The 25,262-nt window shown below is 48.5% G+C and carries 17 protein-coding genes and 2 tRNA genes; 3 read left to right on the top strand and 16 right to left on the bottom strand.

Annotated elements, in window-relative coordinates:
- Positions 1 to 77 precede the first annotated feature (77 nt).
- The gene (locus ABXS70_RS17270) at positions 78 to 1,322 is read left to right on the top strand and encodes an FAD-dependent oxidoreductase (RefSeq protein ID WP_342555071.1); all 1,245 of its coding nucleotides are present in this window, start codon (positions 78 to 80) and stop codon (positions 1,320 to 1,322) included.
- 99 nt (positions 1,323 to 1,421) lie between these two features.
- On the opposite strand, the gene ABXS70_RS17275 is transcribed toward ABXS70_RS17270, so the two are convergent.
- The 4 genes from ABXS70_RS17275 to ABXS70_RS17290 form a co-directional block, all read right to left on the bottom strand.
- Complete coding sequence (locus ABXS70_RS17275; RefSeq protein ID WP_366289439.1) at positions 1,422 to 2,642, bottom strand: MFS transporter; 1,221 nt, start codon at positions 2,640 to 2,642, stop codon at positions 1,422 to 1,424.
- 129 nt (positions 2,643 to 2,771) lie between these two features.
- Positions 2,772 to 3,332: a hypothetical protein gene (locus tag ABXS70_RS17280; protein WP_342555069.1), complete on the bottom strand. Its 561-nt coding sequence runs from the start codon at positions 3,330 to 3,332 to the stop codon at positions 2,772 to 2,774.
- Positions 3,333 to 3,452: 120 nt separating this feature from the next.
- Positions 3,453 to 3,872, bottom strand: coding sequence for a DUF350 domain-containing protein (locus ABXS70_RS17285; RefSeq protein ID WP_342555068.1), 420 nt, complete (start codon positions 3,870 to 3,872; stop codon positions 3,453 to 3,455).
- A 68-nt stretch (positions 3,873 to 3,940) separates the two neighbouring features.
- Entirely contained in the window at positions 3,941 to 6,307 is a 2,367-nt protein-coding gene (locus ABXS70_RS17290; RefSeq protein WP_342555067.1) for an endonuclease MutS2, read from the bottom strand.
- A gap of 190 nt (positions 6,308 to 6,497) precedes the next feature.
- Here ABXS70_RS17290 and ABXS70_RS17295 point away from each other — a divergent pair, with 190 nt between their 5' ends.
- Complete coding sequence (locus ABXS70_RS17295; RefSeq protein ID WP_342555066.1) at positions 6,498 to 6,857, top strand: phage holin family protein; 360 nt, start codon at positions 6,498 to 6,500, stop codon at positions 6,855 to 6,857.
- Positions 6,858 to 7,086: 229 nt separating this feature from the next.
- Positions 7,087 to 7,464: a cytochrome C oxidase subunit II gene (locus ABXS70_RS17300; protein WP_342555065.1), complete on the top strand. Its 378-nt coding sequence runs from the start codon at positions 7,087 to 7,089 to the stop codon at positions 7,462 to 7,464.
- 102 nt (positions 7,465 to 7,566) lie between these two features.
- Here the strand turns inward: ABXS70_RS17300 and ABXS70_RS17305 are convergent, their stop codons facing one another.
- The 12 genes from ABXS70_RS17305 to ABXS70_RS17360 form a co-directional block, all read right to left on the bottom strand.
- A complete protein-coding gene (locus ABXS70_RS17305; protein WP_366289445.1) occupies positions 7,567 to 10,350 on the bottom strand; it encodes a hypothetical protein in 2,784 nt (927 codons plus the stop codon).
- A gap of 138 nt (positions 10,351 to 10,488) precedes the next feature.
- Positions 10,489 to 12,942, bottom strand: coding sequence for a phenylalanine--tRNA ligase subunit beta (gene pheT, locus ABXS70_RS17310; RefSeq protein ID WP_366289448.1), 2,454 nt, complete (start codon positions 12,940 to 12,942; stop codon positions 10,489 to 10,491).
- 45 nt (positions 12,943 to 12,987) lie between these two features.
- Positions 12,988 to 14,022, bottom strand: coding sequence for a phenylalanine--tRNA ligase subunit alpha (pheS, locus tag ABXS70_RS17315; RefSeq protein ID WP_342555062.1), 1,035 nt, complete (start codon positions 14,020 to 14,022; stop codon positions 12,988 to 12,990).
- A 418-nt stretch (positions 14,023 to 14,440) separates the two neighbouring features.
- Positions 14,441 to 16,336: a ribosomal protection-like ABC-F family protein gene (gene abc-f, locus ABXS70_RS17320; protein WP_366289453.1), complete on the bottom strand. Its 1,896-nt coding sequence runs from the start codon at positions 16,334 to 16,336 to the stop codon at positions 14,441 to 14,443.
- Positions 16,337 to 16,785: 449 nt separating this feature from the next.
- Positions 16,786 to 16,856: transfer RNA gene (locus ABXS70_RS17325), tRNA-Gly, on the bottom strand.
- Positions 16,857 to 16,867: 11 nt separating this feature from the next.
- Positions 16,868 to 16,941, bottom strand: a tRNA-Pro gene (locus tag ABXS70_RS17330).
- Between the two features lie 140 nt (positions 16,942 to 17,081).
- Positions 17,082 to 19,208 (bottom strand): EAL domain-containing protein, encoded by a 2,127-nt coding sequence (locus ABXS70_RS17335; RefSeq protein ID WP_342555060.1) that lies wholly within the window; start codon positions 19,206 to 19,208, stop codon positions 17,082 to 17,084.
- A gap of 331 nt (positions 19,209 to 19,539) precedes the next feature.
- Entirely contained in the window at positions 19,540 to 20,496 is a 957-nt protein-coding gene (locus tag ABXS70_RS17340) for an aldolase catalytic domain-containing protein (protein WP_366289458.1), read from the bottom strand.
- 83 nt (positions 20,497 to 20,579) lie between these two features.
- Positions 20,580 to 21,899 (bottom strand): hypothetical protein, encoded by a 1,320-nt coding sequence (locus tag ABXS70_RS17345; protein ID WP_366289461.1) that lies wholly within the window; start codon positions 21,897 to 21,899, stop codon positions 20,580 to 20,582.
- On the bottom strand, positions 21,896 to 23,011 hold the full coding sequence (locus ABXS70_RS17350; RefSeq protein WP_366289463.1) for a DUF58 domain-containing protein: 1,116 nt from the start codon (positions 23,009 to 23,011) through the stop codon (positions 21,896 to 21,898). The genes ABXS70_RS17345 and ABXS70_RS17350 overlap by 4 nt, the downstream gene beginning before the upstream one ends.
- 4 nt (positions 23,012 to 23,015) lie before the next feature.
- Positions 23,016 to 23,981, bottom strand: a complete 966-nt coding sequence (locus ABXS70_RS17355) for a MoxR family ATPase (protein WP_342555056.1) — start codon at positions 23,979 to 23,981, stop codon at positions 23,016 to 23,018.
- A gap of 124 nt (positions 23,982 to 24,105) precedes the next feature.
- Positions 24,106 to 25,185 (bottom strand): ATP-binding protein, encoded by a 1,080-nt coding sequence (locus ABXS70_RS17360; RefSeq protein ID WP_342556285.1) that lies wholly within the window; start codon positions 25,183 to 25,185, stop codon positions 24,106 to 24,108.
- Positions 25,186 to 25,262: the final 77 nt, after the last annotated feature.

Raw genomic sequence — 25,262 nt, forward strand, 5'->3', positions numbered from 1 at the left:
ATCTAAAGTTTATGCGAGCTTATTGTTACCTCGAATTGCAAAACTATACCAATGTGATGACAAAGGAGCTGTTTCAGATGGATCTCGTGTATGGCACACCTTATTGGCCTTCGACTTATAAACCGGACTTTGAATATCCCTCTTTAAATACGGATATTTTATGTGACTGCCTGATTATAGGCGGTGGTATGGGAGGTGCACTTACTTCCAGACTGCTTGCACAGCGCGGCATAGATACCGTTGTCATTGATAAACGAAAAATCGCTCATGGGAGCAGTTCGGCCAATACCGGTCTGCTTCAGTATACTAATGACAAAACGTTGACATCCTGCATCAACACGTTTGGAGAAGAGAAAGGCGTACGATTTTATCAGCTGTGCCGTGAAGCCATGCAGCAGCTTGGCGAGATTGCCGGAAGTCTGAAGACCGATCCGTGGTTTATTCCGCGAACCAGCTTTTGCTTTGCCAGCTGTGAAGAAGATGTCGCTTTGCTGGAGGAAGAGTATCATACCCTGCAAAAGTATGGATTTGATGCAGAGCTGTGGAGTGAAGATCGGATCAAGAATCATTTCCCTTTTGCTAAGCCTGCGGCCCTTTATACCAAGGGAGATGCTGAAGTCAATCCATATCGCTTTGTCCAAGGTTTGTTTGAATCTGCACGGGAGCATGGTGCCCGGATTTACGAACAGACTGAAATGATACACTGTGATTATGATGGCGAAGGGGTATGGTGTTATACTCCTAATGGCAAAATTCGAGCAAAACAGGTGGTTTATGCCGCCGGATATGAAACTCAGGAGATCAAGAAGGATCGTGGAGCTTATTTGAAATCCACGTATGCAATTACTACCAAACCGCTGCCTGATATGAACAGCTGGCATGAGCAAGCCATGATCTGGGAAACGGCACGTCCGTATCTATATATGCGTACCACTCCGGACAATCGCATTATAGCGGGTGGTCTTGATGAAGAGACACCTGCCGAGGATCAGCGCGAGCTTCGTTCCAAAAACCAAGGTGCTGTTCTTCTGGAAGAGGTTAAATCGTATTTTCCACTTGAAGCTCTTGAAGTGGATTACGCCTGGGGTGCGGTGTTTGGCAATACGCATGATGGTCTTCCCCTCATCGGAACGCATCCTGATTACCCTCATTCTTTCTTCGTTGAAGGTTACGGAGGGAACGGAACGGTTTACAGCATGATTGCAGCCTCTCTGATCGCAGATGCGATCACCGGTAAGGACAATGAAGACATGAAGCTCTTTTCCTTAACCAGAACGAGTAAACCTTCTCCTCCCAAAACAGACGATCTACCCATGCTTTAATCCAATTCCTCCGTATCAACGTAAGCAGAGGAAAAGATCATAAAGGGTACTGCAGAGGAAATTCACATTTCCTTGTACAGTACCCTTTTCACGTTCATATTAGACAGCTGCATTCGAATCCTCAGATGCCGTTTGTATTAACAATTTCCGCATAAAAATCCACCCGATCAGCGGGAATGTACCTAACAAAATGATCAGCCAAATTAACACCTGCTGCGATGGAGCATTTATAACCGCAATTAAGAATATGATCAAACCAAAAAGCCGTCCAGTCATGAGACACAGCTCTCTTAATACGACAAGTTCAACTCTTTTCTCTACATTTTCGCCGCTTGTGCCCATCATGTCGAAACCTGCGGATATCATCGGCAAAATATAAAGCGGCATCGCTGCTGCACTACCGATCCCCATAAAGAGCAGCGTCCCGTAATTGACTTTCCAGAGCAAAGGCAGCAGAACCAAAAGCAGCAGTATAGAGCCCGTCAGCATGCCTTTGGATCTATAATTGGGCTTAAACCATTTTCCTGCGGCCCAGTAACAGACCAAAGCCACCGCTGAAGTAATCAGAGAAAATTGTCCAAGTTTGTACTCTTGAGCTGTTGCCAAATATACAAGCAGTGCAATCAAAAAGGCAAATACGCCTTCCCGTACCCCTTGGGCAAACAGCCCCATCGCCAAAGGACGCCATGGACTTTGCGATGCAGACAGCTGCAGAACTGGTTCTGACCAACGGTATGTACCGCTGACTTTCCGTTTTTTCAGAAAAAAACTGAAGACTACGGCGATGATATAAATGACAAGGGACACCGTAAAGATGAGCCGGTACCCCGTATTATCTGCCATGCGTGAAATAACAAACCCGGAAAACCACGGCCCGATAATTCCCGTCATAGAGCCCAGCAATCCAACCCAGCCATTAAACAAGTCTCTGTTATCGCGATCGGTGACTTCAAAATACACGACATTAAATGCGAGCCAGAACAGTCCCAGTGCACAACCCAGCAGCAGTCCAAGCGGCCAGATCCAATCTACTGCACGCGCACCGGTCCACAGAACCAGCATATAGAAGACGCCAGATAACCCTGTTCCCAGTCTGAGCGCATTCATTTTATTGTGTTCTTTGACCCACTTTCCGGCGAGCCAAAACGTCAGACCGATCGCCAGCTGCTGACTTATGGTGAACCAGCCGAGCATAGCGTAATCCGGGCGGCTCTTCCAGAGAAACACGTTCAAAAATGTACCGGATAATGCTCCGGCTAACGCAAACAATCCATTCACGCCCAAAAGCAGAATGGATTGTCTTCCTAAAGAAATCTTCATCTGCCCCCTCCTTGATCACCTGAAGCAAAAACATGAACAGGCTGCTCTTGGGTTTAACCTGCCCCAAGCGGAAGAAAAACATAATGATTCTTTAGGTTTGTATAAAATTAGCTCTCCGTAAACGATTGCTTACTGTGCACTCAGGTTCTGAATCAACCGCAGACGGTCATCCTCAGACAAACTGTATTGGACTTGGAAGCAGCCTGAGCAAACATAGGTAAGGACCGTAAATGGAGGTGCCAATACGGATCCTTTACCTGAAGCAGCGTTCGCGATCGGCGTAAACGTATCCTGACTGGCTGCCTGTGATCCGGCAAGAATCATGAACTCCCGGCAATTCGGACACTCCGGTACTTCCTCCTGCTGGTCCAACTGCTTCTCCACACCCTGCTCATACTGAATGAGATCATTACCCTCGTCTGCGTATTTGTTCAATGTGCGCAGCTCCGGCAGTTTAAGTTCGACCTCGTCCCCCCATAATGAGGTCAGATCCGAGATTTGCTTTTGATCCTTCACTTCGACATCATAGAACTCTTCCTCGGTTTCATCGCTCTCTTCGTCGCCAATGTTAATATTCAGTGTACGGTAACCATTCAATTCATTGTGACAATACGGACATTCTTCTTCAGGTCCCAGCTCCTCGTCCCAAACAATTTCCGTCTGACACCAAGGACATACTGTTGTTTCCATCGTGTATCAACCTTTCTATTTCATATAATTACGTGTTTATCACATAGATTACACCGATGGCAAAAAAAACAATCGATGCCGCAAACAAAATCCGTATCAATAGTTTCATCATCGATCCCCCTAGATAATGCTTGCGCCGATCACAAAGGACAGTGAGACAGAAATGATCATCGATATCAATCCGACTGCGCGATTATCTGCTTCAATCTCCCGGTCGATTGAAAACACTGGCGTCAGAAATTCAAACAAAAAATAAGCAGCAAGCAGCAGTACGAACCCGACTATGGACCATGTCATCGCTTCATAAACGGAAGATTTCGCTTGAATGCAAAAACGCAGCACGTTGCATATTCCGAAGATTTTACCTCCTGTAGCCATCGCTACAGCTACGTTTCCTTTCTTGATCTCCGTCCAGCATTTATATTTGGTCACCAGTTCAAAGCATGCCAGAAAGACGAGCAGCTCCATAATCGCTACTGAGAAGAAACCGAGGACCATCCCCAAAGGATGGGACAGCAGTCCGTCAATCGCTTCTTTCACTCCCCATTCTCCTTCCGAATCCGCTCTTCAGATCAACTGAACAGCAGATTTATTCATTCGTGTTCCGGCTATTCAAGCTCAGCAACAGTTACACCATTGCCGCCCTCCCCATAGTTGCCCAGACGATAACTTTTAATATGTTTATGCTTCCGCAGGTAATCCTGAATACCGGAACGCAAAATTCCTGTACCTTTACCATGAATAATATATACTTGACCCAAGTTCGCAAGGAAAGCCTCATCAATGAAACGGTCTGTCTCCATCAGCGCCTCTTCCAGATTCGTGCCGCGCAGGTCGAGCTCGCTCTTCACATTATCATCACGAGTTCGTTTCATGCCCGTAACCGGTTTTTGCTTCGTCTGCTTCGCTGCAGGTGCGGCCTGCTGCAGTTCCAGATCGTCCAGCGACACTTTCATTTTCATAATTCCGAGCTGTACAACGGCGTCTTTGCTGCCAGCCATCTCTACGACATGTCCCTTCTGATTAAGACTATACACAAGCACTTCGTCCCCAGGACCGATAGCACGGGCTTTCGGAACAGCTGCCTTTTTGACCGTTTTTCTTCGCTTCTCCGGCTCTGCTTCATCCAGCTGTTTGCGGGCTGCAATCAATTTGTGCTCCTTGACAGAAGCACCTTCTTCCATAGCCAGCTGACGAAGATCAGCAATAATTTTCTCTGCTTCTGCACGAGCCTTATCTACAATGCTGCGGGCATCTTCCTCTGCTTTTTCAATCCGGCGGTCACGCTGCTGTTCCAGTTTCTCCAGCTCCGCCTGATGACGGCTGCGTAATTTTTCCATATCTTGACGAAGCGTCTCCGCTTTCTCACGTTCCTGTTCGGCCGTAAGACGATTCTCTTCGAGGGAAGCGATCATGTGCTCGATCCGCTGATCTTCTTCTTTCACTTCACCGCGGGCATATTCCAGAATGTATCCTGGCAGGCCGAGTCGCTCGGCAATTGCAAATGCGTTACTGCGCCCAGGTACACCAACCAAGAGGCGGTATGTCGGACTAAGCGTATTAATATCAAACTCCATGCTCGCATTAATGACTCCTTTGCGCTCATACGCATAGGCTTTCAGCTCACTATAGTGAGTTGTTGCTACCATACGGCAGCCTGTCCGGTGCATATGCTCCAGCATGGAAATCGCAAGCGCAGAACCTTCTGCAGGATCTGTTCCTGCTCCAAGCTCATCCAGAAGGATGAGACTTTTGGGTGTCATATTTTTCAGAATACGAATGATGTTGGTCATATGGCTGGAGAACGTACTCAGATTCTGCTCAATGCTCTGCTCGTCCCCAATATCAGCGTAAATGGCATCAAATACGCACAGCTGACTGCCGTCCTCGGCTGGAACAAATAATCCTGACATAGCCATCAAACTCAACAGGCCTATTGTTTTCAGCGTTACCGTTTTACCACCTGTATTCGGTCCAGTCACAATAATAGAGGTATAGTCATTCCCAAGCTCCACGTCAATTGGGACAACATGCTCAATCGGAATCAGAGGATGACGTCCTTTTTTCAGCTTGAGGAATCCCCTGTCATTCATACGAGGCAGCGTTGCTTTCAGCTCACGGGCAAGGCGGGCTTTAGCAAAGATGAAGTCCAAGGATGCCAGCAAATCGACATCATACAGCAGCCATTCTCCCTGCTCACTGACATGTGCCGTCAATTTCTGCAAAATCACTTCAATTTCACGTTCTTCCCTGATCCGGGTTTCACGCAATTTATTGTTCATTGCAACGATCGCTTCCGGCTCGATGAACAGAGTCGCGCCTGAACCCGACTGGTCATGGACAATGCCGCCGAAATACGAACGGTATTCTGCCTTAACCGGAATAACAAATCGATCTCCGCGAATCGTTATGAGCTGGTCCTGCAGCATTTTGGAGACGGTAGACGAACGAATCATGGAATCCAGTTTTTCACGAATGCGCGCTTCTCCGCCCCGCAATTCACGACGGATCTGTGCCAGCGTCACACTTGCACTGTCTGCCACCTCCGCATTGTCATCGATACAGATCCGAATTGCGTCCTCCAGCTCCTTCTGCTCGGACAACTGATCACTTAAAAAGAATAGGGATTCAATGGGTTCATCCTCATGCAGTGCTGCAATCTGGCGTTTCAACCGTCTGGCCGCATTAGTCGTATTGGAGATGCCAAGCAGTTCATGCGGATTCAGGGTCCCGCCAATCTCGGCCCGTTTCACGGACGCTGTGATGTCTACAATCCCTCCAAAAGAAGGCGATCCTTTGAGTCGGTCAAAGGTGAACGCTTCATCTGTCTGCTGCAGCAGACGTTTTACTTCTTCAAGTTCACTAATCGGCTCAAGCTGCTCCGCTTTTTTCTTGCCCATTGACGTCTGGGCGAAGCCAAGCAATGTATTTAAAATTTTTCGATATTCGAGTGTGTGTAATATTTTCGTGTCCAAATGTACAACTCCTTCCAACCTATATCTGTATTATAACGAAAGAAACTTTGCCGCGCTATTTAACGAATCCTTCCACACATAACTTGAAGTACAACACCACAAACTACGAGAGTCAGGATTGTGCCATCCATTCCGCTCGCCTTCGAGCCTGTGCTGTGCCCAATCCAATCTGAACAAAGGAGGTAACCCCATGAATTTTCTGGGTCATGTCGTACGATTTATTATCGCAGCTATTGTATTAATGGTCGTTAGCTGGATCGTTCCCGGTTTTGCCGTTGGCGGTTTCTGGAGCGCATTGATGCTGGCTCTGGTCATCGCACTGCTGGGCTGGATCATTGAAGGCATCTTTGGCAGAAGAGTTAATCCGTTCGGTCGGGGAATCGTCGGTTTTATCGTGAGTGCACTGGTGATCTGGCTCGGTCAATATGTCGTTGATCACGTTGAAGTCAGCCTGCTCGGTGCTATTCTTGCTGCTTTGGTCATCGGGATTATCGATCTCTTCATCCCGGTATCCACACCGTTTGATGCTGGAAGAAACTCCAAAAGCTAAACGCAGGCCGCTTGTACAAGCTTGACTGTTTGCAAGAAATGTAACCTCGGAAGGCCTTTGGCCCGAAGAGGTTTTTTCGCCGTATTTCGAAAAACGGGCAGCTAATTTGTATTCTTAATCACTTTTCAAGAAAACGTCATACCTGACATGTACAGGCGTCTGCAGATTGAGGTATGATGACTTGAGAAATCATTCAAATTTTATCCATCTTACATGTTTAAGGAGGCACATGATGAAGAGAGGTATAGCATGGCTTGCCGCCTGTATGTTAATCCTTGTTCTCGCTGCATGCGGAAACCCCAAAGACTCAGGAGCATCATCCGAGCCTGAGGTTCAGGCTAGTGAACAACTGGTAATTAAGGCAAGCAACTACGAGTTTGACCAACCTGAATACCGACTCAAAAAAGGGGTTCCTGTTAAAATTGTCTATGAAAATGTAAACGGGAATCACGGTCTGCTTGTACCCGAGCTGAATCTTCGGCTGGACACCCAAAAAAGTTCCAAAGTGATTACCCCGGACAAAGCTGGTGAATTCGAGATGTCCTGTTCTGTTTTTTGCGGTCCCGGCCACAGCAGCATGATCTCCAAAATCATCGTAGAAGAATAACTTCATCACAAGGAGCCCCCGCAGCGACGGGAGCTCCTTGTGTATTATAACAAATTATGCAGGAGTTCGCTGTTCCGCGTCTGGACGAAAAAAGTCTGTCCGCTACGTCTGATCCTGCTCGATCAATTCAATCCATTCGTTATATTCCGTCTGTAATTTCGTATATTCATCATGCAGCTGGCGATATTCCGTATTTAACTGCTCAGCCTTCTCTTGTTCCATTTCCCGCTCGACCTGCAGCAGCCGCAGCTGGTTGGCTGCCAGTTCATAACGTTCTCCTATTTCTCGCAGTTCATTCTCCATAATCTGTTTTTCTTCATTCACTTCAGCCTGCAGCTGTTCGCGCTGTGCACGCTCTTTCAATAACTGATCTCGTTGCTGTTCCAGTTCTTCAAGCTTCTCGGAACTCACCGCACTTTCACGCTGCCATGCTGTCAACTCGTTCTCGAGTGCAGTCCAGCGTTCCTGCCAGGTCTGCTCCTGAACTGCCCATTCATCTGCGCGGAGCTGCCACACCTTTTCGTTCTGTTCTGCAGTCTCTGCTGCCTGTTTTAATTGAGAACGAAGCTCTTCTTCGGTTGTTGTCAACTGCTGTATGCGTGAAGACAGTGCAGCCTGATTGGCTGACAGATCCTCATGTTTAATTTGCCATTCGAGCGCTTCCTCTTCCGTCTGTGCAAGCTGATTAGCCTGCTCTGTGTACCGCTTCGCAAGCTGCTCAGCCGATTGTCTGGCTTCCAACAGGGCCTGCTCTAAGGTCTGCTTCTCTGCCTCAAGCTCACTCATTCTGGAGCCAGCATTTTCTTCTCGCTGCAGAGCATCACTATACTCATTACGGATTTGTTTGTACTGTTCCTGCAGACGGCTTAACTCCTCCTGAGCACCATGCAGTTCATCACGAGTATCCTTCAGCTCCTCACGAATACCGCTGATTTCCTCCTGCAGCTGCTTGCGCTTTTGTTCCAGAATCTCTGTTTCCTTCTCATAACGAACGGCCTCTTCATTGTAGAGACGTGCTTCTTCCTTCACGACGGTTAGTTCATCATGCAGGGACTGCACACCAGATTCCAGAGTTTCATTTTGCTCGGCTGCCTCAAGTATTTGATTCTCCAGATCACCTATATCCGCCAGCCGCTGTTCGGCAAGTTCTTTCCAAGACCGTTCACTCTCTGTAAGTGAAGCAATCTCTTTTTGCAGCGTACGTACAGCAGCATGAGCCTGTTCAAGCACCTTATGCAGTCTGCGCTGTTCCTCTTCCGATTTGGTCTCAGCTTCGAGCAGATGCTGTGCATCCTGTTCAAGCTGTACGTGCTGTTCCTGAAGTTTGCGCAGCTGGGCTGTGAGCGCGGTTTCGCGGTCTACTGCTTCATTATACTGCTCCTGCCACTGCTGCTGGGACTCCCGTGTCTGCTTCAGTGACTGCTCTGTTTCGCGAAGCTTGTTCCGCAGCTCCGTGCTGTCTTCTTTCAGCTGCTCCAACTGCTGCTGAAGCTCAATAATCCGACGTGCCTGAGTCTCCTGCTCCTGAATACGAGTCTCATGCTCCTGACGCAGCGACTCCACTTGTGTCCGTTCCGCCTGAAGCAGGTGCTCCTGCTCAGAAACCACTTCCTGCGCATGCTTCAGTTCATTTCGAACCGAGGAAAGCTGTTGATTTATCTCGGATATGCGTGACTCAGCCTGTGTACGTTCTTCTTCAAGCTGACGCAGCAGCTTGCTCTGCTCCTGCTGATGCAATTTCTCCGCAGCAGCCGCGGCCTCAGCAGCACGGGAAGCCGCGGCTTCCTGTTCTTCTTTTAATTGCTCTTCATATAGTGCCTCTTTCTCCATCCATTCCAATTCGGACTGTTCAGTAAGAGCTTTGAACTCAGCCTGCATCTGTTCAACGGCAGCCCGGCGCTTCTGTTCAGCTTCAGCAAGCAGCGCTTCATGCTCTTGTTTCGCCTGTGCTTTGTAAGCATCCGCCTGTTTCTGAGCATTTTGTTCAGCCTGCTCCAGCCGCTGCTTCATCTGCTCCTGCAGCTCACTATATTGAAGGGCCGCTTCTTCCTGCACCTGCTTCAATTTAACCTCAGCCTGCTCCAGCTCGGACAGAATGGCGGATTCCGCCTCTTCTTTGGCAGCCTGCACCTGCTCTGCTGCCTGAGCCTGTACTTTCTGGCGTTCTGCTAAAGCCCGACTCTCGGCTTCTTTCAGCTGCGCTGCGGTTCGATCCTGCAGCTCTTTGTATTGGGCTGACGCTTTTGCCTGTACCTGCTGCAGCTCTGCTGCCGCACGGTTCTGCGCTTCCTTCAGCTGTGCAGCTGATTGTGCCTGCAGCTGTTTGAGCTGGTTTGCCGCTTTTTCCTCTGCCTCCTTAACCCGTGCTGTCCCTCTTGCTTCGGCCTCTTTGAGCTGTGCCGAAGCTTGGGCCTGCAGCTTCTGAAGCTGCTCTTTCGTCTGACTGCGCTCCTTCTCCAGCAGGGCGTTCAACTTGGAGATTTCAGCCTGCTTCTCTGCAGTCAGTTTTTGTAAAGCCTGTTCCGCTTCAGCCTTCTGCTGCCGAACTTCGGCGAGAGACTGGTCCCGCTGCTGCAGTTCTTGTTGGTGCTCACTCTGTATGGCGTTTAACCGGTTGATTTCTTTGCGAAGCTCTGTACGTTCTCCCGTAAGCATCTTGAGCTCATTGCGGATTTCCTCCGTCTGAAGAGACTGCTCAGCCATATGTACGGCCGCAAGTACAGCAATCCGCGGCGTATCCAAACGGGAATGACTTTTGGAGATGGCGCTCATACGTTCATCTACCAGATTAGCTACTTGTTTCATATAATCGGCACTGCTGCCGACAAGTTTATAGGAAGTCCCGTAGATCTCTACGGTGACGCGTGTACGATCAGGTGTAGTCACAGTTGTGCCCTCCTTCAAGTCTGTATGTTGATTCTAAGCTGTAATGACAAAAAAGTCACATCGATCCTCTAATGCTAAGGATTCGATGTGACTTCAAGCAATTCCTGCTAATCTTTGTTCAAAAAATTGACTTCTGTCCTATTTGCGCAGTTCTGCGTTGAATTGCTCTTCCAGACGTGTTACGACACGGGTATGAACTTCGGTAACTTCCTCGTCTGTCAGCGTACGTTCACGATTTCGGTATACCAAAGCCATAGCTACACTTTTCTTGTCTTCACCAAGTTTGCTGCCCGTGAACACATCGAATACCTGTACCGTCTGCAGCAGCTCGCCTGCTGATTCACGGATGGTATGAAGCATGTCGCCAGCTTCAATATCTTTGCTTACCACCACGGCAATATCCCGCTCTACTGCCGGGAAACGTGGAAGCTCACGATAACGGATATCCGCATCGGCTTCCTTATAAATAGCTTCAAGTGCAATCTCAGCAGCATAAACATCGTTCAGATCATACTGCTGCTGCAGCTCTGGATGCAGCTGACCGATCGTACCGATCAGGGCGCCTTCGCTGCCATCTTTTCCATCCAGATAGATAGAGGCAGAACGACCAGGATGGAATCCTTCCGGACTATTCGCTGCGAAACGAATACGCTGCTCCAACCCCAAATAAGCAAACAGATTTTCAAGCGCACCTTTAATGTCAAAGAAATCCACTTTCTCTGCACCAGCATTCCACTGCTGCGCTGCACGGTTACCCGTGAGCAGTAGAGCCAAAACCGGAATTTCATGCGGCTGCTTGGTCAGCTTTTCTTCTTCCGTGAAGAAAATACTTCCTACTTCAAACACGGCAAGCGAATCCTGTTTCCGGTTCATATTGTATACAGCAGCGTCCAGCATCTGCGGTAGAATGCTCGTACGCAGCACGCTGCGATCCTCACTCATCGGCATAGCCAGTTTAACAGCTTTGCTTCCTTGCGTCAGCGCAGGGAACAGAACGGTTTTGTCCGGATGCACAAAGGAATAACTGATCATTTCCTGCCAGCCGCTTCCAGACATCACACCACGGATGGTACGGCGGATGGCTTGAGGACGTGTGTAAGCTCCCGGAGTAGTCGGCCCTTCGATCCAAGTTGTGGGAATGTTGTCGTAGCCGTACAGACGGGCAACCTCTTCAAACAGATCCACATCCAGCGTGATATCCCCTCTTCGCGTTGGGACTTCAACGTCCAGAACGCCCTGCTCCGCATCACCGCAAGCAAAATGCAGACGGCCAAAGATCGTTTTCACCTCAAGCAGGGACAGGTCCGTGCCGAGATAACGATTGAGTCTGTCCAGAGACATTTGAATGACACGTTTCTCGGAAGCTTCCTCGCCAGCCTGAACAATCCCCTGATGTACTTGGCCTGATGCATAACGCTGAATGAGTTCAGCCGCACGATCCAGAGCCGTAATGACCGCACCCGGGTCTACTTCTTTTTCAAAACGCAGGCTTGCTTCGGAACGCAGCCCCAGTTGGCGCGACGTCTTCCGAACCGTTCCGCCGTCAAACTTGGCGGACTCCAGCAGCAGATTCACGGTGCCTTCCGATACCTCGGAATTCTCACCGCCCATAACACCAGCGATGGCGACCGGTTTCACGCCATCGGTAACGAGCAGCATATGCGGTTCAAGCTTGCGCTCCTGACCGTCCAGCGTCACAATTGTTTCGCCTTCATGTGCCATGCGCACCTCAATGCGTCCGTTCTCCAGCTTATCGGCATCAAAGGCATGCAGCGGCTGACCGTATTCCAGCATGACATAATTCGTAATATCCACGATATTGTTAATCGGACGAACACCGGCTGCCATGAGACGGTTCTGCATCCAGAGCGGGGAAGCACCCAGCTTGATGCCTGTCACATAACGAGCCGCATAATGGCTGCACTGCTCCTGAGCTTTGATCTCTACAGAAATGTGATCAGCCGCTTTATCACCAGCCTCGACCAGCTGATCCTTAGGGCTCGGCAGCGTCACTTCGCGGCCAAGAATCGCAGCCACTTCGTATGCTGCACCTCGCATGCTCAAGGCGTCGGAACGGTTCGGCGTCAGATCCAGCTCCAGCACGTGATCGTCCAGACCGAGCACCTGGCTGATTGGTGTGCCGATCTCTGTGTTTTCCGGCAGGACCAGAATACCTTCCTGTTGATCCTTCGGCAGCAATTTATCGTTCATGCCGAGCTCTTTGGCGGAGCAGATCATACCGAGCGACACAACGCCGCGCAGCTTCGCTTTTTTGATGTCCAGCCCGCCGGGAAGTTTCGCACCAACGAGGGCTACAGCTACCTTCTGACCGGCATCCACATTTTTCGCACCACACACGATCTGCAGCTCTTCTTCTTGGCCTGCGTCAATGACACATACATTCAGTTTGTCCGCGTCCGGGTGTTTTTCCTTACTTTTGACGTAACCGACGACAACCTTGTTTACGCCCTGATTACGGTTCTCCACTACATCAATTTCGATCCCTGCACGGGTGATTTTCTCTGCCAGCTCCTGCGGTGTGACACCTTCAAGGGCAATATAATCAGACAGCCAATCTGTCGATACTCTCATGCACGTTCACTTCCTTAATCTATTTATTAGTGGTGCTCAATATAATTACAACCGTCCGAATTGTTTCAGGAAAGTCTGATCACTATTATAGAAATGGCGAATATCATCAATGCCATACTTCAGCATCGCGATCCGCTCTACCCCCATACCAAAGGCAAAACCGCTGTATTTCTCCGGATCATAACCGCCCATCTCAAGCACTTTCGGGTGAACCATGCCGCCGCCCAGAATTTCAAGCCAGCCTGTTTGTTTGCAGACCCGGCAGCCGCTGCCGCCGCATTGTACACAGGTAACATCCACTTCCGCACTTGGCTCTGTGAATGGGAAGAAGCTTGGGCGCAGACGGATTTCGGTATGAGCCCCGAACATTTCGCGTACAAATTGCAGCAGCGTTCCTTTCAGGTCACTCATGCGAATGTTTTCACTGATCACAAGACCTTCGACCTGATGGAACTGGAAGGAGTGGGTCGCATCGTCATCATCACGGCGGTATACTTTACCCGGGCAGATGACCTTGACAGGCACTTCACCTTTCATGCTCTGCATCGTGCGAACCTGCACCGGAGATGTATGCGTACGCATCAGCAGATCCTCCGTCACATAGAAGGAATCCTGCATGTCGCGCGCCGGGTGATTCTTCGGCAGGTTTAGAGCTTCGAAATTGTAATAGTCCATCTCCACCTCAGGACCTTCCGCTACGCGATATCCCATACCGATGAAAATATCTTCGATCTCCTGCACCACTTTCGTTAGTGGATGCAGTCCGCCTTGACGTCCGCGACGTCCAGGCAAAGTCACATCAATCTTCTCGGATTGAAGACGCTTCGCAGTCTCTTCCTTCTGGAATTGCTCCTGTTTGCTGTTGATCACCTCTTCAATCGCTGCACGCACTTCGTTGCCCACCTGTCCAATGACAGGACGCTCCTCGGCACTAAGCGCTCCCATACCGCGCAGAATCTCAGTCAGTGCACCCTTTTTTCCCAAATACTTTACACGCAGATCACCAAGCGTCTGCGGATCGTTTACGCCGGACAACTGCTCCAGCGCTTCGATCTTTAATGCTTCCAAACGTTCTTTCATGTGTAATTGCCTCCTTTATGAGCTGTTATTGCAACAAAAAAAGGCCTTTTCTCCCCAAAAGGGACGAAAAGACCGTGGTACCACCCTTGTTAGACTAACGCTGTCACATCGCTACAAGCTCTGCAGCACGTTTTGCCTCACTTTGTACGGAATAACGACCGTTAACCGTTTGCCTCTACTTTTGCCTCTGTGTCTGCACACATCATCAAGTTCAAGGAACCGCTCCGGAGTGAATTTCGGCAGCCTGGTTCTACAGAAACGCTCTCAATCTACGGCGCTTCCTCCCTGTCCAGAGGCACTGCTTACTTGTCTCCATCATAACGTTTGTTTCATTAGACTAACCTTTATCGATACCAATGATCGATGATCGTTCATTATTATATGCAATATAAGGCGAAATAGCAAGCATGCCCAGCTGCTAATTTGCAGATGCACCCTGATTTCTCAGCTCTTTGAGCCGCTGCTGAATCATACGAATCTCAACTGCTTCCGCCTCTCTTGCGGTCTCATCTGCAGCTGTTGTCAATCGCTCTGTTCCTGCAGCACATACTGGAGTTAGCAGTTCAGATAGCCGCATCTCGAGCCGTAGACGCTCATCATCCGAATCCCGGGTATCCAGCGCCGCTTCTCTTAGCTGTACGGATTGCTCCCAATCCGCCACTCCACCTTCGAAGAGCGTGGCCGTTCCGTCAGGCTTCAGATCACATAGACGGTTTGCCAGAGAACGGATCAGCATCCTGTCATGTGACACGATAACCAGTGCGCCGGAGGCTTCTTTTAGCACATTCTCCATCACTTCCTGGGTGTCGATGTCCAGATAATTCGTTGGTTCATCCAGCACCAGCAGATTGGCACCACCGAAATACAACCGCAGGAATGCCACCCGGCATTTCTCCCCCATACTTAAATCTCCGATGCGTTTAAACACATCTTCTCTTGAAAACAAAAAGCATCCCAAGATGGTTCTTGCAGCACTTTGCGTCATAGAAGGGAGAACCAGTAAGCTGTCCAGCAGCGCTGCATCTTCAGGCAATCCTTCCAGCTCTTGTGAAAAGTAACCGATACGGAGCCGGGGATGCCGGCTAATTTTTCCCTGCGAGGGCTGCAGCTCTCCGATCATTAATTTCAGCAGTGTGCTTTTGCCCGTTCCATTGGCTCCACGTACAGCAAGCCGATCCCCGCGCTCGACTGCAATTCGCAAATCATGAAGAAACGACTGCCTGGCATCGTACGAAAAGCTTACTTCTTCCAGCGCAAGAAGCTGCCGGGTGCCCAGTGAAGTCATCTGCAGCTCCATATTCAGTTTCGCGGCTTCCCGTGGTTTATCCACCCGTTCATTTTCGAGCCGCTCCAGCTGCTTCTGTTTGGCGTGGTAACGCGAGATATTTTTGTTGGCTCTGGCCTTGTAGAAGCTCTGGGTAATCTTCACTTCTTGGCCTCCTGCCGAGTTATGAGCTTTATGGAACCACTGCTGGTAATTACGAATGGTCTCCTCCAGTGCTTTACGTTCCAGCTGCTGCTTGCGATATATCGTCTCCTGTTCCTTCAGCTCCCGCTCTTTATAACCCTTGTAATCGGTGTAACCACCTTTATATTTCGTCAGTTTTTCTGCACTAAATTCAATCACACTGGTCGCTACCCGGTCAATAAATGTCCGGTCATGGGATACAAATAATACTGTTCCCTCATATGCGGACAACCAGGTTTCCAGCCAGCGCATGCTCTCTTCATCCAGATGGTTGGTTGGTTCATCCAAAATCAAAAAAGTGGGCTTGCTAACCAACAATCCAGCGAGGCGTGCTTTTGTTTTCTGACCACCGCTGAGTGAGTGATATGGCCTGCTCCAGTGTTCTGCAGTTAACCCGAGCCGGGTCAGTACCTTCTCTACCTCTGTTTCCCACATGTAGCCGTTCAGCTGCTCATATTCCTCCAAAGAACGGGCATAATCGTCCAGCAAAGAGATATCCTCGGCAGCATCGGCAGCACTCAATCGGTGCTCCAGTTCTTCGAGCTTCCGCTTGATGTCGTCAATCCGCCCGCTCTCCCGTCTTACTGCATCTAATACATTTATTCCGCTTGGGACCTCTGAACGCTGACGCATGAACCCCCACTCTGACAGCGGAAGTTGACGATCAATCCTTCCACCTCCATCCTCTTCGCCGAGTATAATCTGCAGCAGTGTGGTTTTGCCGCATCCATTACGACCTAGTATGGCAAGGCGTTCGCCTTCGTTAATTTCAAGGTTTAATCCGGAAAATAATTCGTTACCGTTCCATTCTTTTGATACTTCATGCAAGCGCACCAATGTCGTCATGAGTCCTCATCCTTTCCTGAACAAAAAAATTCAAAAAAACCGCTGGCATCAGCCAGCGGTTTAGCAATTTGTATGGAATCAGCATTCAAAATGCAGATATGAGGTCACATATAGCATGAACAAATACACCCTAATAAGGGTATACGCAAGCTAAAACGCCTGCTGGTTTCATACTTTTCCCATAGCTGAATTTGGACACACGAATCCCCTCATTGCTCAGCCGCTCGGCTGACTGCGTCATAATACAATCTGCAGTTAACTGGGGTTCATTTCATGTGTCTTACTTCATGGGACGTATGGTTACCTCTCATTCATGTGTAGTATCAATCCTCGTTATTGTACCAGATCATTGGAAAAAAGCAAAGATCAGGATGCAGCTGTCTGCAATAAATGTTCAGACAAAAAGAAAAACCCTTGATCATTCAAGGGTTTTCCAAGTAATGCTGTTAAGCGGGTGATGGGAATCGAACCCACGCTATTAGCTTGGAAGGCTAAAGTTCTACCATTGAACTACACCCGCAAGATAAGCAATCGGGACGACACGATTTGAACATGCGACCCCCTGGTCCCAAACCAGGTGCTCTACCAAGCTGAGCTACGTCCCGTTAAATTCCAATGGAAGTTAACAGTAATTTTACAAAAACTAATATACCACGATCCGCACTAACGTGCAAGGTGCATTTGCAATTTTTCCATTAAATTGAATAACCAAAAGGCAGGAACGCTCACGCGACCCTGCTGCTCTTTATCCCGCAGGTTTTTCTACGTCTCTCAAAAACCTCTTCTCAAAGTTTACCGCATCAATGGGTTTACTGAAAAAGTACCCTTGTGCCTCATGACAGTGCTGGTTGCGCAGGAACATCATCTGTTCTTCGTTCTCTACACCTTCAGCTGTAACTTTTAAATGCAAGTGGTGTGCCATCGAAGTGATGGTGGATACAATGGCAGCGTTATTACTATCTTCCTTGATCTCATTAACAAATGAGCGGTCAATCTTGAGCCGGTCAATGGGTAAATCTTTCAGATAATGTAATGAGCTGTACCCTGTACCAAAGTCATCAATACTGATGTGTACACCAATTTCCTTAATTTTGTGAAGCTGCTCAAAGGCACGGTCTTTATCAAATGTCATGCTCTCGGTGATCTCCAGTTCAAGCCATGCCGGTTCCAGCCCCGTTTCTCTCAGTATACTGTTAATACTATCGAGCAGGTGGGAATGTCTGAACTGTCTCATCGAAAGGTTAACGGATACACACAGCTTGCGATAACCGGCTTCCTGCCACAACTTGTTCTGTGCACATGCCTGACGCAGCACCCATTCCCCAAGAGGAACAATCAGTCCGCTCTCTTCGGCCAGCGGAATAAATTCTGCTGGAGACACCGAACCTCGCTGCGGATGCTGCCATCTAACAAGAGCCTCCATACCTACGACCAACCCACTTTGCAGATTCACCTGAGGCTGGTATACCAGATAAAACTGCCCCCGAGCCAGCGCTTTGCGCAGGTCATTCTCGAGCTGCAGGCGTTCCTGGGCTTTCATCTGCATCGCATGTGCGTAGCGATTGAGCTCAATCCCCTGCTCCTTGGCACTGTGCAGTGCTGTATCCGCATTCTGTATCATCTCTTGTGGGGACTCTCCGTCATAAGGATAAATTGCCATACCTATGCCCAGGGTAAGATGGTACTCATTCCCGTCAACCATAACAGGTTTCTCGAACAGCTGCAGGATGGATCTTGTTCTGCCCAGCGCTGTATCTGTACTGTAAAAATCCGTCATGGTCAGCGCAAATTCATCTCTACCCAGTCCAAACACCTCTTCTCCCGGAAGTGAGGAGTGATTCAGACGCTGACCCACTTGTCGCAAAACCCGATTAGCCGCTTGCTGCCCAAGCGAGTCATTAATCGTTTTGAAGCGATTAATATTAAGCACGAGCACACCCACGAGTTTTTCTTCCCGGGCAGCATCCTTCATCATTAATTGAAGCCGCTGACTAAGACGGCGGCGGTTCGGAAGACCTGTAACATCATCATGATGTGCAATATAGTTCATTTTGGCCTCGGCAGCCTGCTGCTGCAGAAAAGGTGTATCCACTACAGATGCATAGAGCCCCTTTTGAATGAAAAAGTAGCCCATACAATTGCTGAGCATGCCAAGCAGCAGATTGAGATCATCCACTGCGGTGGCGGTCACGCAGTAGACCTGGCCCATCAGAAAACTGAGTATACCGCATAATACCGGCGGCAGATCGGCATTTCTGGTCTTTTTCCACTGCACATACAGAACGACAGCCCCAGCCAAATACAGTCCGCTTGTTATCAAATGCATACGAGTGAATAAAATACCAAGCAGGTGAACATCAAGCATTTCAGGCATCATACTCCACTCTTGAATGGCGAGTATGTACAAAATAAGAAAACTGCCGAGCGTTGCGCCAAACAAAAGAAATTTGCGCGGTAATGCAAATTCTTTCTCCCTTACGGTATATATGAATAATAGACCTGATGAACTTATTAGTGATCCCATCGTTGACATCATTAAGGAAAATTCGGATTCCATCATCGCTCCGCCGGGTGTTTCTTCAGCAAAAGAAACGACGTGTACCAACTCAAATAGACCTATCATCAAAAAGAGTGTTGTCAGCAGCACTCTGCGCAGTGTCAGCTTTTGAGTCTGGAACAACCAGCTTTGATTATAGATTCCAATACAGGCGGCAGCAGCAGCGAACCCACCCAGAAGCATTAGTACCGGGTAACCCGAAATGATCAGATCAGAGCCTGAGTAAGAACGAAACCATTGACTTACGAGGAAAAACAATAAGCCGCCGATGGCGACCCAAACTATTTGACTCTGACCTTGCATTTTAACCTTCATGCCATGTTTTCCTTCCCGGGATCACTATCCTGAAATACGTATAAAACTAAATTCTGCTTATCTAAATTCATCATGTTTATTAAACAGTTCACCAAGTATATTACACATTTCGACAAAAAAATATATTGACCACTGTTTAATTTAATTCTACGAATGTTCTATCTGGTACATAATAACATTTAAATCCGTATTCGTGAACTAAAAATTAGGCATAAGTAGGAATATCTATTCATAAAAATGAGTAAAAACAAGGCATAAAGAACTAAAAAAACATGGACCTCTTCTCAGAGACCATGTTTTTTAGAATTTACATCCGCTTTTCAGACTATTTTTACTTATCGAAACTCACTTCAGGCGTTGTCAGCTTATCGTAGAAATCAACGACTTTGTCTTTGTTCTCCGATGAACGAAGTGCCATAGCTGAACGTGGATGCTCATCCAGTGCACCCGTAATCATGTAAGGCAGAATGTAACCCCATTCTTCTTTTTCTCTCAACGGAACCATCAGCTGTTCCAATACGTCAAGGACTGGACGCAGATTATACTTCGTTCCTTTCAGATGGGCTACCAGCAGCTCCGTAGGGCAGTTGCCTGCCGCACGTCCCATGCCGTATACGGATGCATCCAGCAATTCAACACCGAGTTCAGCAGCAACAAGTGTGTTGGAGAACGCCAGCTGCATATTGTTATGGGTATGCACACCAAGACGTTTGTTTGGCAGATGTGTTTTGAACTTTTCTACGAGATACTTCACATCGTTATGATCCAGACTGCCGTAAGAGTCTACGATGTATACCACATCAACCGAACTCTCTTTGATCAATTCAAAAGCTTCCAGCAATTCATTCTCCATGACATTGGAGAGCGCCATAATATTCAGTGTCGTTTCATAACCGCGATCGTGGAATGTCTGCACCAGTGCAAGTGCCTTGTCCACATCTTTGCTGTAACAAGCAACCCGAATCAGGTCGAGCATACTCTCGCTGCGCGGTAAAATATCATTCTCATCTACACGTCCTACATCAACAAGTGCGGATAATTTGGTATTCCCTTTTTGCGGAATCACTTTACGAAGAAAATCATCGTTCAGGAAGCGCCATGGTCCGGCATCCTCGGAGCCTTTGAGCAGCTTCGGCGAGTTTTTGTAGCCAATTTCCATATAATCAACGCCAGCTTCGTTCAGTCCTGCATACAGCTTTTGAACAAAGTCCACGCTAAAATCCCAATTATTTACCAATCCACCATCACGGATGGTACAATCTACTATTTTACAATGATTTGTCTTCATTAATGTCTGCTCCTTTTCTGACCAACTTGTGTATTCCTCTCATGATACTTGAACGTGACAAGAAAAGTAAAGGGATTCCGCGCTTATTTACTGTAAGATTTCCAGATTCGGTCCATCTCAACCATATCGGTATTCTCCTCGGCTTTCTCCCCGTAACGTACAGCGTTATAGACTTCTGGGAGCCTCCGTGCGATCTCGTCCTCTGCCCCGTCTTTAGGCTTCGAACGGCTCATCTTGATCGTTTTCGCTGCTTCCAGCGGTGTATGAGACTTTTCAATCTGGGCGCCGCGCTCCACGGCCTGGCTCACCCACATTCGATAGTAATACCGGATACGATCTCCAGCCTGAACTGGAACAGGCTCCTTCTTACGAAACCACCGCTTGCGGACTTTGGTCGGCGCTTCCAGCGTTTCGCTGATATCCACATATTCCGTTTTTGGTCCCTGTCTCTTCTGCACAGGCTGCAGCATTCCCTTAAACCGCTGCGCCAGTTTATCTAGGACCGTTCTACCCAGTCTGAATAAAAGCCAAGCAATTAATGCCGCTGCCGCTCCAAAAACGATCCAGCCGAGTATGTCCCAGAACACCGACGGTTCCGAAGGCGGCCCGCTTAATTCATCAGGCAAATTCATAGGCTCATTAGGCATCTGAGGCGTATCAGGCAGCTGCGGCGGAGAAGGATTACCAAATAAACCTCTGATCCACGCCAGCAGACGATCACGAAGTGGTGCAAGCCAGGCAGCGAGACTTGGAAAAGCACCAATGCCTGCTATTATAATCAGCATCCAAGTGATTCGGCGATGGTTCGCCCTTGTGAATTCCCTCAGTACCATTCTGCGTCTGCCATCGTTAAGCACCGCCCGATCCAGCTGCGCCCTGTACTGTCCCACAATCCAGAATCCAAAGCTGATAACTCCGGCAGCATAGACATACCCTGTATACAGCAGCATCGGCTGCAGGAATTCAATCTGAGCTGCCGCAATCGTAAGCACAATCGCACTGATTGTGCCGGTGATCTGCAGGCGCCACAGCGTAATGGAATGGTAAGCAGGATCGAAATTCAAACCTATATATACGGCAGTGAATATTCCTACTCCAAGCGTAATGACCTCAGGAAGCGAGAGAGTTAATACTGTGCCCAAAGCCAGTGCTGACAAAATGCCTGCAGCAGATGCGATAACACCTCGAACGAATGAACTCTGTTCTGCTAATTTCGTATATCGATATCTCGTCCATTGAGCGGAACAGGCGGTCAGAGCAAACAAAATAAATAGCAGGTAAGGAAAATATGACTCCGTGTAGAGCGATGTGAGTGTGAAGAACGGAAACAGGTAGATTGCAATCAAAAGGACAGACAGTACCGGGATGAGGAATGTTTGTTTTATTTCGCCTTGATCACTCATGCGCCCACCGCCTCCGCTTTACGTTTCGACTGCTCGACAGGCAGAATTGTTACCCGGTGTCCCTGCTCATGCAGACGTCCGATCTCATGCTCCATCGCAGGAGATACATAGGACGTAATTAACAAATAGCTGCGGACCTGCTGTTCCTCTTCGTTTAACCTTACTTCATCCTGCAAAAACTGCTCCATCGGCACCAAACACTTCAACTCGGTTTCAGCCATTGCCTCCAGCAGCAATTCCAGATGAGGTGTTCCATAATCCGGTTTAATTCGAACCACATCGCGACCACCCCCAGCAGGATAGCCGTTATGAGCAAATCCGGCAGGCAGACCTCTGCCAACAGCATCGACAGCGGCAGTGGCTGCATAGCGCAGTGCCTGCTCGATCAGCTCAGGCTTCGTAACAACACTCCACATCTCCGCCGAATCTTGGATATTCACGATAATCCACGACTGCGGGTCTGCCGTCCAACCCTGCTTGTACACTTGAAGTTCTCCTGTACGCGCACTCGCTTTCCAGTGAATACGATTCATAGGGTCACCAGCACCATACGGCCGCACCCCTAAGATCAGGAACGGATCTTCCACAATCCAGCGAGAAACTTCCACCTCACCCTGCCATACCTGATAGATTGCCGGCATATCTTCTATGCTGACTAAAGTAGGGTATACAACCATTGACATCTGCACAGAAATGGGCTTTGTGCTGCGCCATACACCAAACAGGTCCCCTCCGGTCATTGTCACTGTATCCATCGTATACACTCCGCGCCTCGAGCAGACGAACGGATGCATACGCGTAATTCGATTGTACGGTTTTAATGTGAAGATGCTTTTATGGTTCTGATAAATATTGCCTTGACTGATGTCCATACCCGAACCTGAGCGAAAAACAAAAGAAGCCGGCATCATTGCCTCAAGTCTGAGCCACGGTACGGAAATTCGTTTTTCATTCGATATGGTTTCAACCATCTCCAGTTCATCGCCAGCGTAACAGCGCGTTTTGCTGAACTGTCTGCTGTACTTGAGATTCTGAAGCACAGGACGTCCAAACCATATGCCGTGCAGCACAATGACTAAACTCCCTACGACGACAAGCCATAGAAGTGCCATACGCCTATTGTCCGCCTGCAGCAAGTGTCTCGGTTGGCACCTCGGTCTGGCTCAAAATCTGCTGAATGATCTGTTCCGCAAGTCCATCCTGCTGTCTGATTCGATTACGAAAGACCAGTCGATGGGCCAGCACAGGTTCGGCCAATATCTTGATATCATCCGGTACCACGTAGTCTCTGCCATGCAGAGCAGCCCAGGCCTGACTAGCTTTCAAAAGCGCCTGTGCACCCCGCGGACTGACGCCAAGCGACAGTTCGGCATGTTTTCGGGTTGCCTCAGTGAGCTGTACGATGTAATGCATGAGATCTTCGTTTACGGTAACGGTTTTATACGCTTCTTGGGCTTCCATAAGCTGTTCACGCGGAATAATGGCGGACAGCTCATCTACAGAGCGGCTGGCCACGGTTCTTCGCAATATCTCTATACTTTCTTCCCCGGTTGGATACCCCATACGAATCTTCATCATAAAGCGGTCCATCTGAGCTTCCGGCAGTGGAAATGTCCCTTGATTATCAATGGGGTTCTGCGTAGCGATAACGATAAACGGTCTTTCGAGCTGTCTCGTTGAACCGTCTATACTGATCTGACGTTCTTCCATACATTCCAGCAAGCTGGACTGCGTCCGCGGCGTGGCCCGATTAATCTCGTCTGCCAGCACAAGATTTGCAAACAGCGGGCCAGGTCTGAATTCAAAGTCTCCTGATTTTTGATTGTAGAAATGAATGCCTGTCAGATCGGATGGCAGCAGATCAGGTGTAAATTGTATCCGCTGGAATGTGCAGTCCAGTGAAGAAGCAATGGATTTCGCGAGCATCGTTTTGCCCGTGCCGGGTACGTCTTCAAGAAGCACATGGCCGGACGCAATGATCGCTGTCAAAATAAGTTCCATCGTATGAGCTTTACCCACAATCACTCTACCTGCATGTTCAATTAATTGTGCATTCATCTGTTCCATATCGTGTATATTCACTTCTAATCCCTTCCTTCCGTGATGCATATGTATTCGCATTCATTTCTAACTATAACCCTATTTGTTCCAACAAAAAACAAAGGAACCGGCAGGATACCGATCCCTTCTGACATCATTTGTGCCATTATACCAATGGAAGCTTGATCACAAAGCTGGTGCCTTCTCCCTTTTGGCTGTCTACTGAGATCGTGCCTCCATGATTTTTAATGATACGGTAGCTCACGGAGAGTCCCAGACCTGTTCCGCTCTCTTTCGTCGTAAAGAATGGATCGAACAGACGTACCAAGGTGTTGTGATCCATGCCGCGGCCATTATCAGCGATCGTGATCTGTACAAAATTGTTTTCCGTAGCTGTCGTGATCCGAATCCTGCCTGTATACTCTTCACCTACTTCTTCGATCGCGTCCATAGCATTTTTGACAATATTCAAGATGACCTGTTTGATCTGTTTCACATCGATGGACACATGCAGCGGAGTGTCATCCACCTCCAGCAGAATTTCGCACCCTTTCATCAGCCCTTCACTCTCGGTCAGCAGAACGACTTCTTTAAGCAAAGACTCTACGGTTATAACCGTTTTTTGGGGAGCCGAAGGTTTGGAGGAATTCAAAAACTCATAGATGATATCATTTGCCCTGTCAATCTCCGTTAGGATGATTCGTGCATACTCATCCTTGCCAAGCTGCAGCAGGTGGGGCCGGAGCAGCTGGATAAATCCGCGAATAGCTGTTAACGGATTACGAATTTCATGGGCAATCGACGCGGAGATGCGGCCAAGCATAGCAAGTTTGTCATTTTGATAGGCGGTTTGCTCAATCTGCTTGTAATCCGATACATCCTTGACGCTGAATAGAAAATCACCATCCATCTGATCGCCGTAAGTCACCGTTACCAGCCAGTGTCTTCCATACTCATCCGTCAATTCATGATAGCGCTTACGATGAAAGATCGTCTCCCGGTAAATCCTCAAAATTTTCTTTTTCTTAAACCGGCTCATCTGTGGCAGACGCAGCATCTGCATTAACGTACAGCCGCTTAACAGATCTCTCGGCAGTTCCAGCAGTTTGGCCATCTGAACATTAATAAACGTCAAGATACCGAGATTGTCAAACAGCATGATGCCGCTATCCATGTGTTCCAGCACATTTTCGTACTTATTGTTATCCAGATGCACTTGAGGAAGCACGTCCGTTGGTTGAGGCACTGTATCCTGAAATTCACTAATCACTTCAGGTTCCTCCTTTTCACGTAAATGATAAACTTTGCCGTTCGGACATCATA

This window comes from Paenibacillus sp. AN1007 (assembly GCF_040702995.1).
Lineage (GTDB): Bacteria > Bacillota > Bacilli > Paenibacillales > Paenibacillaceae > Paenibacillus.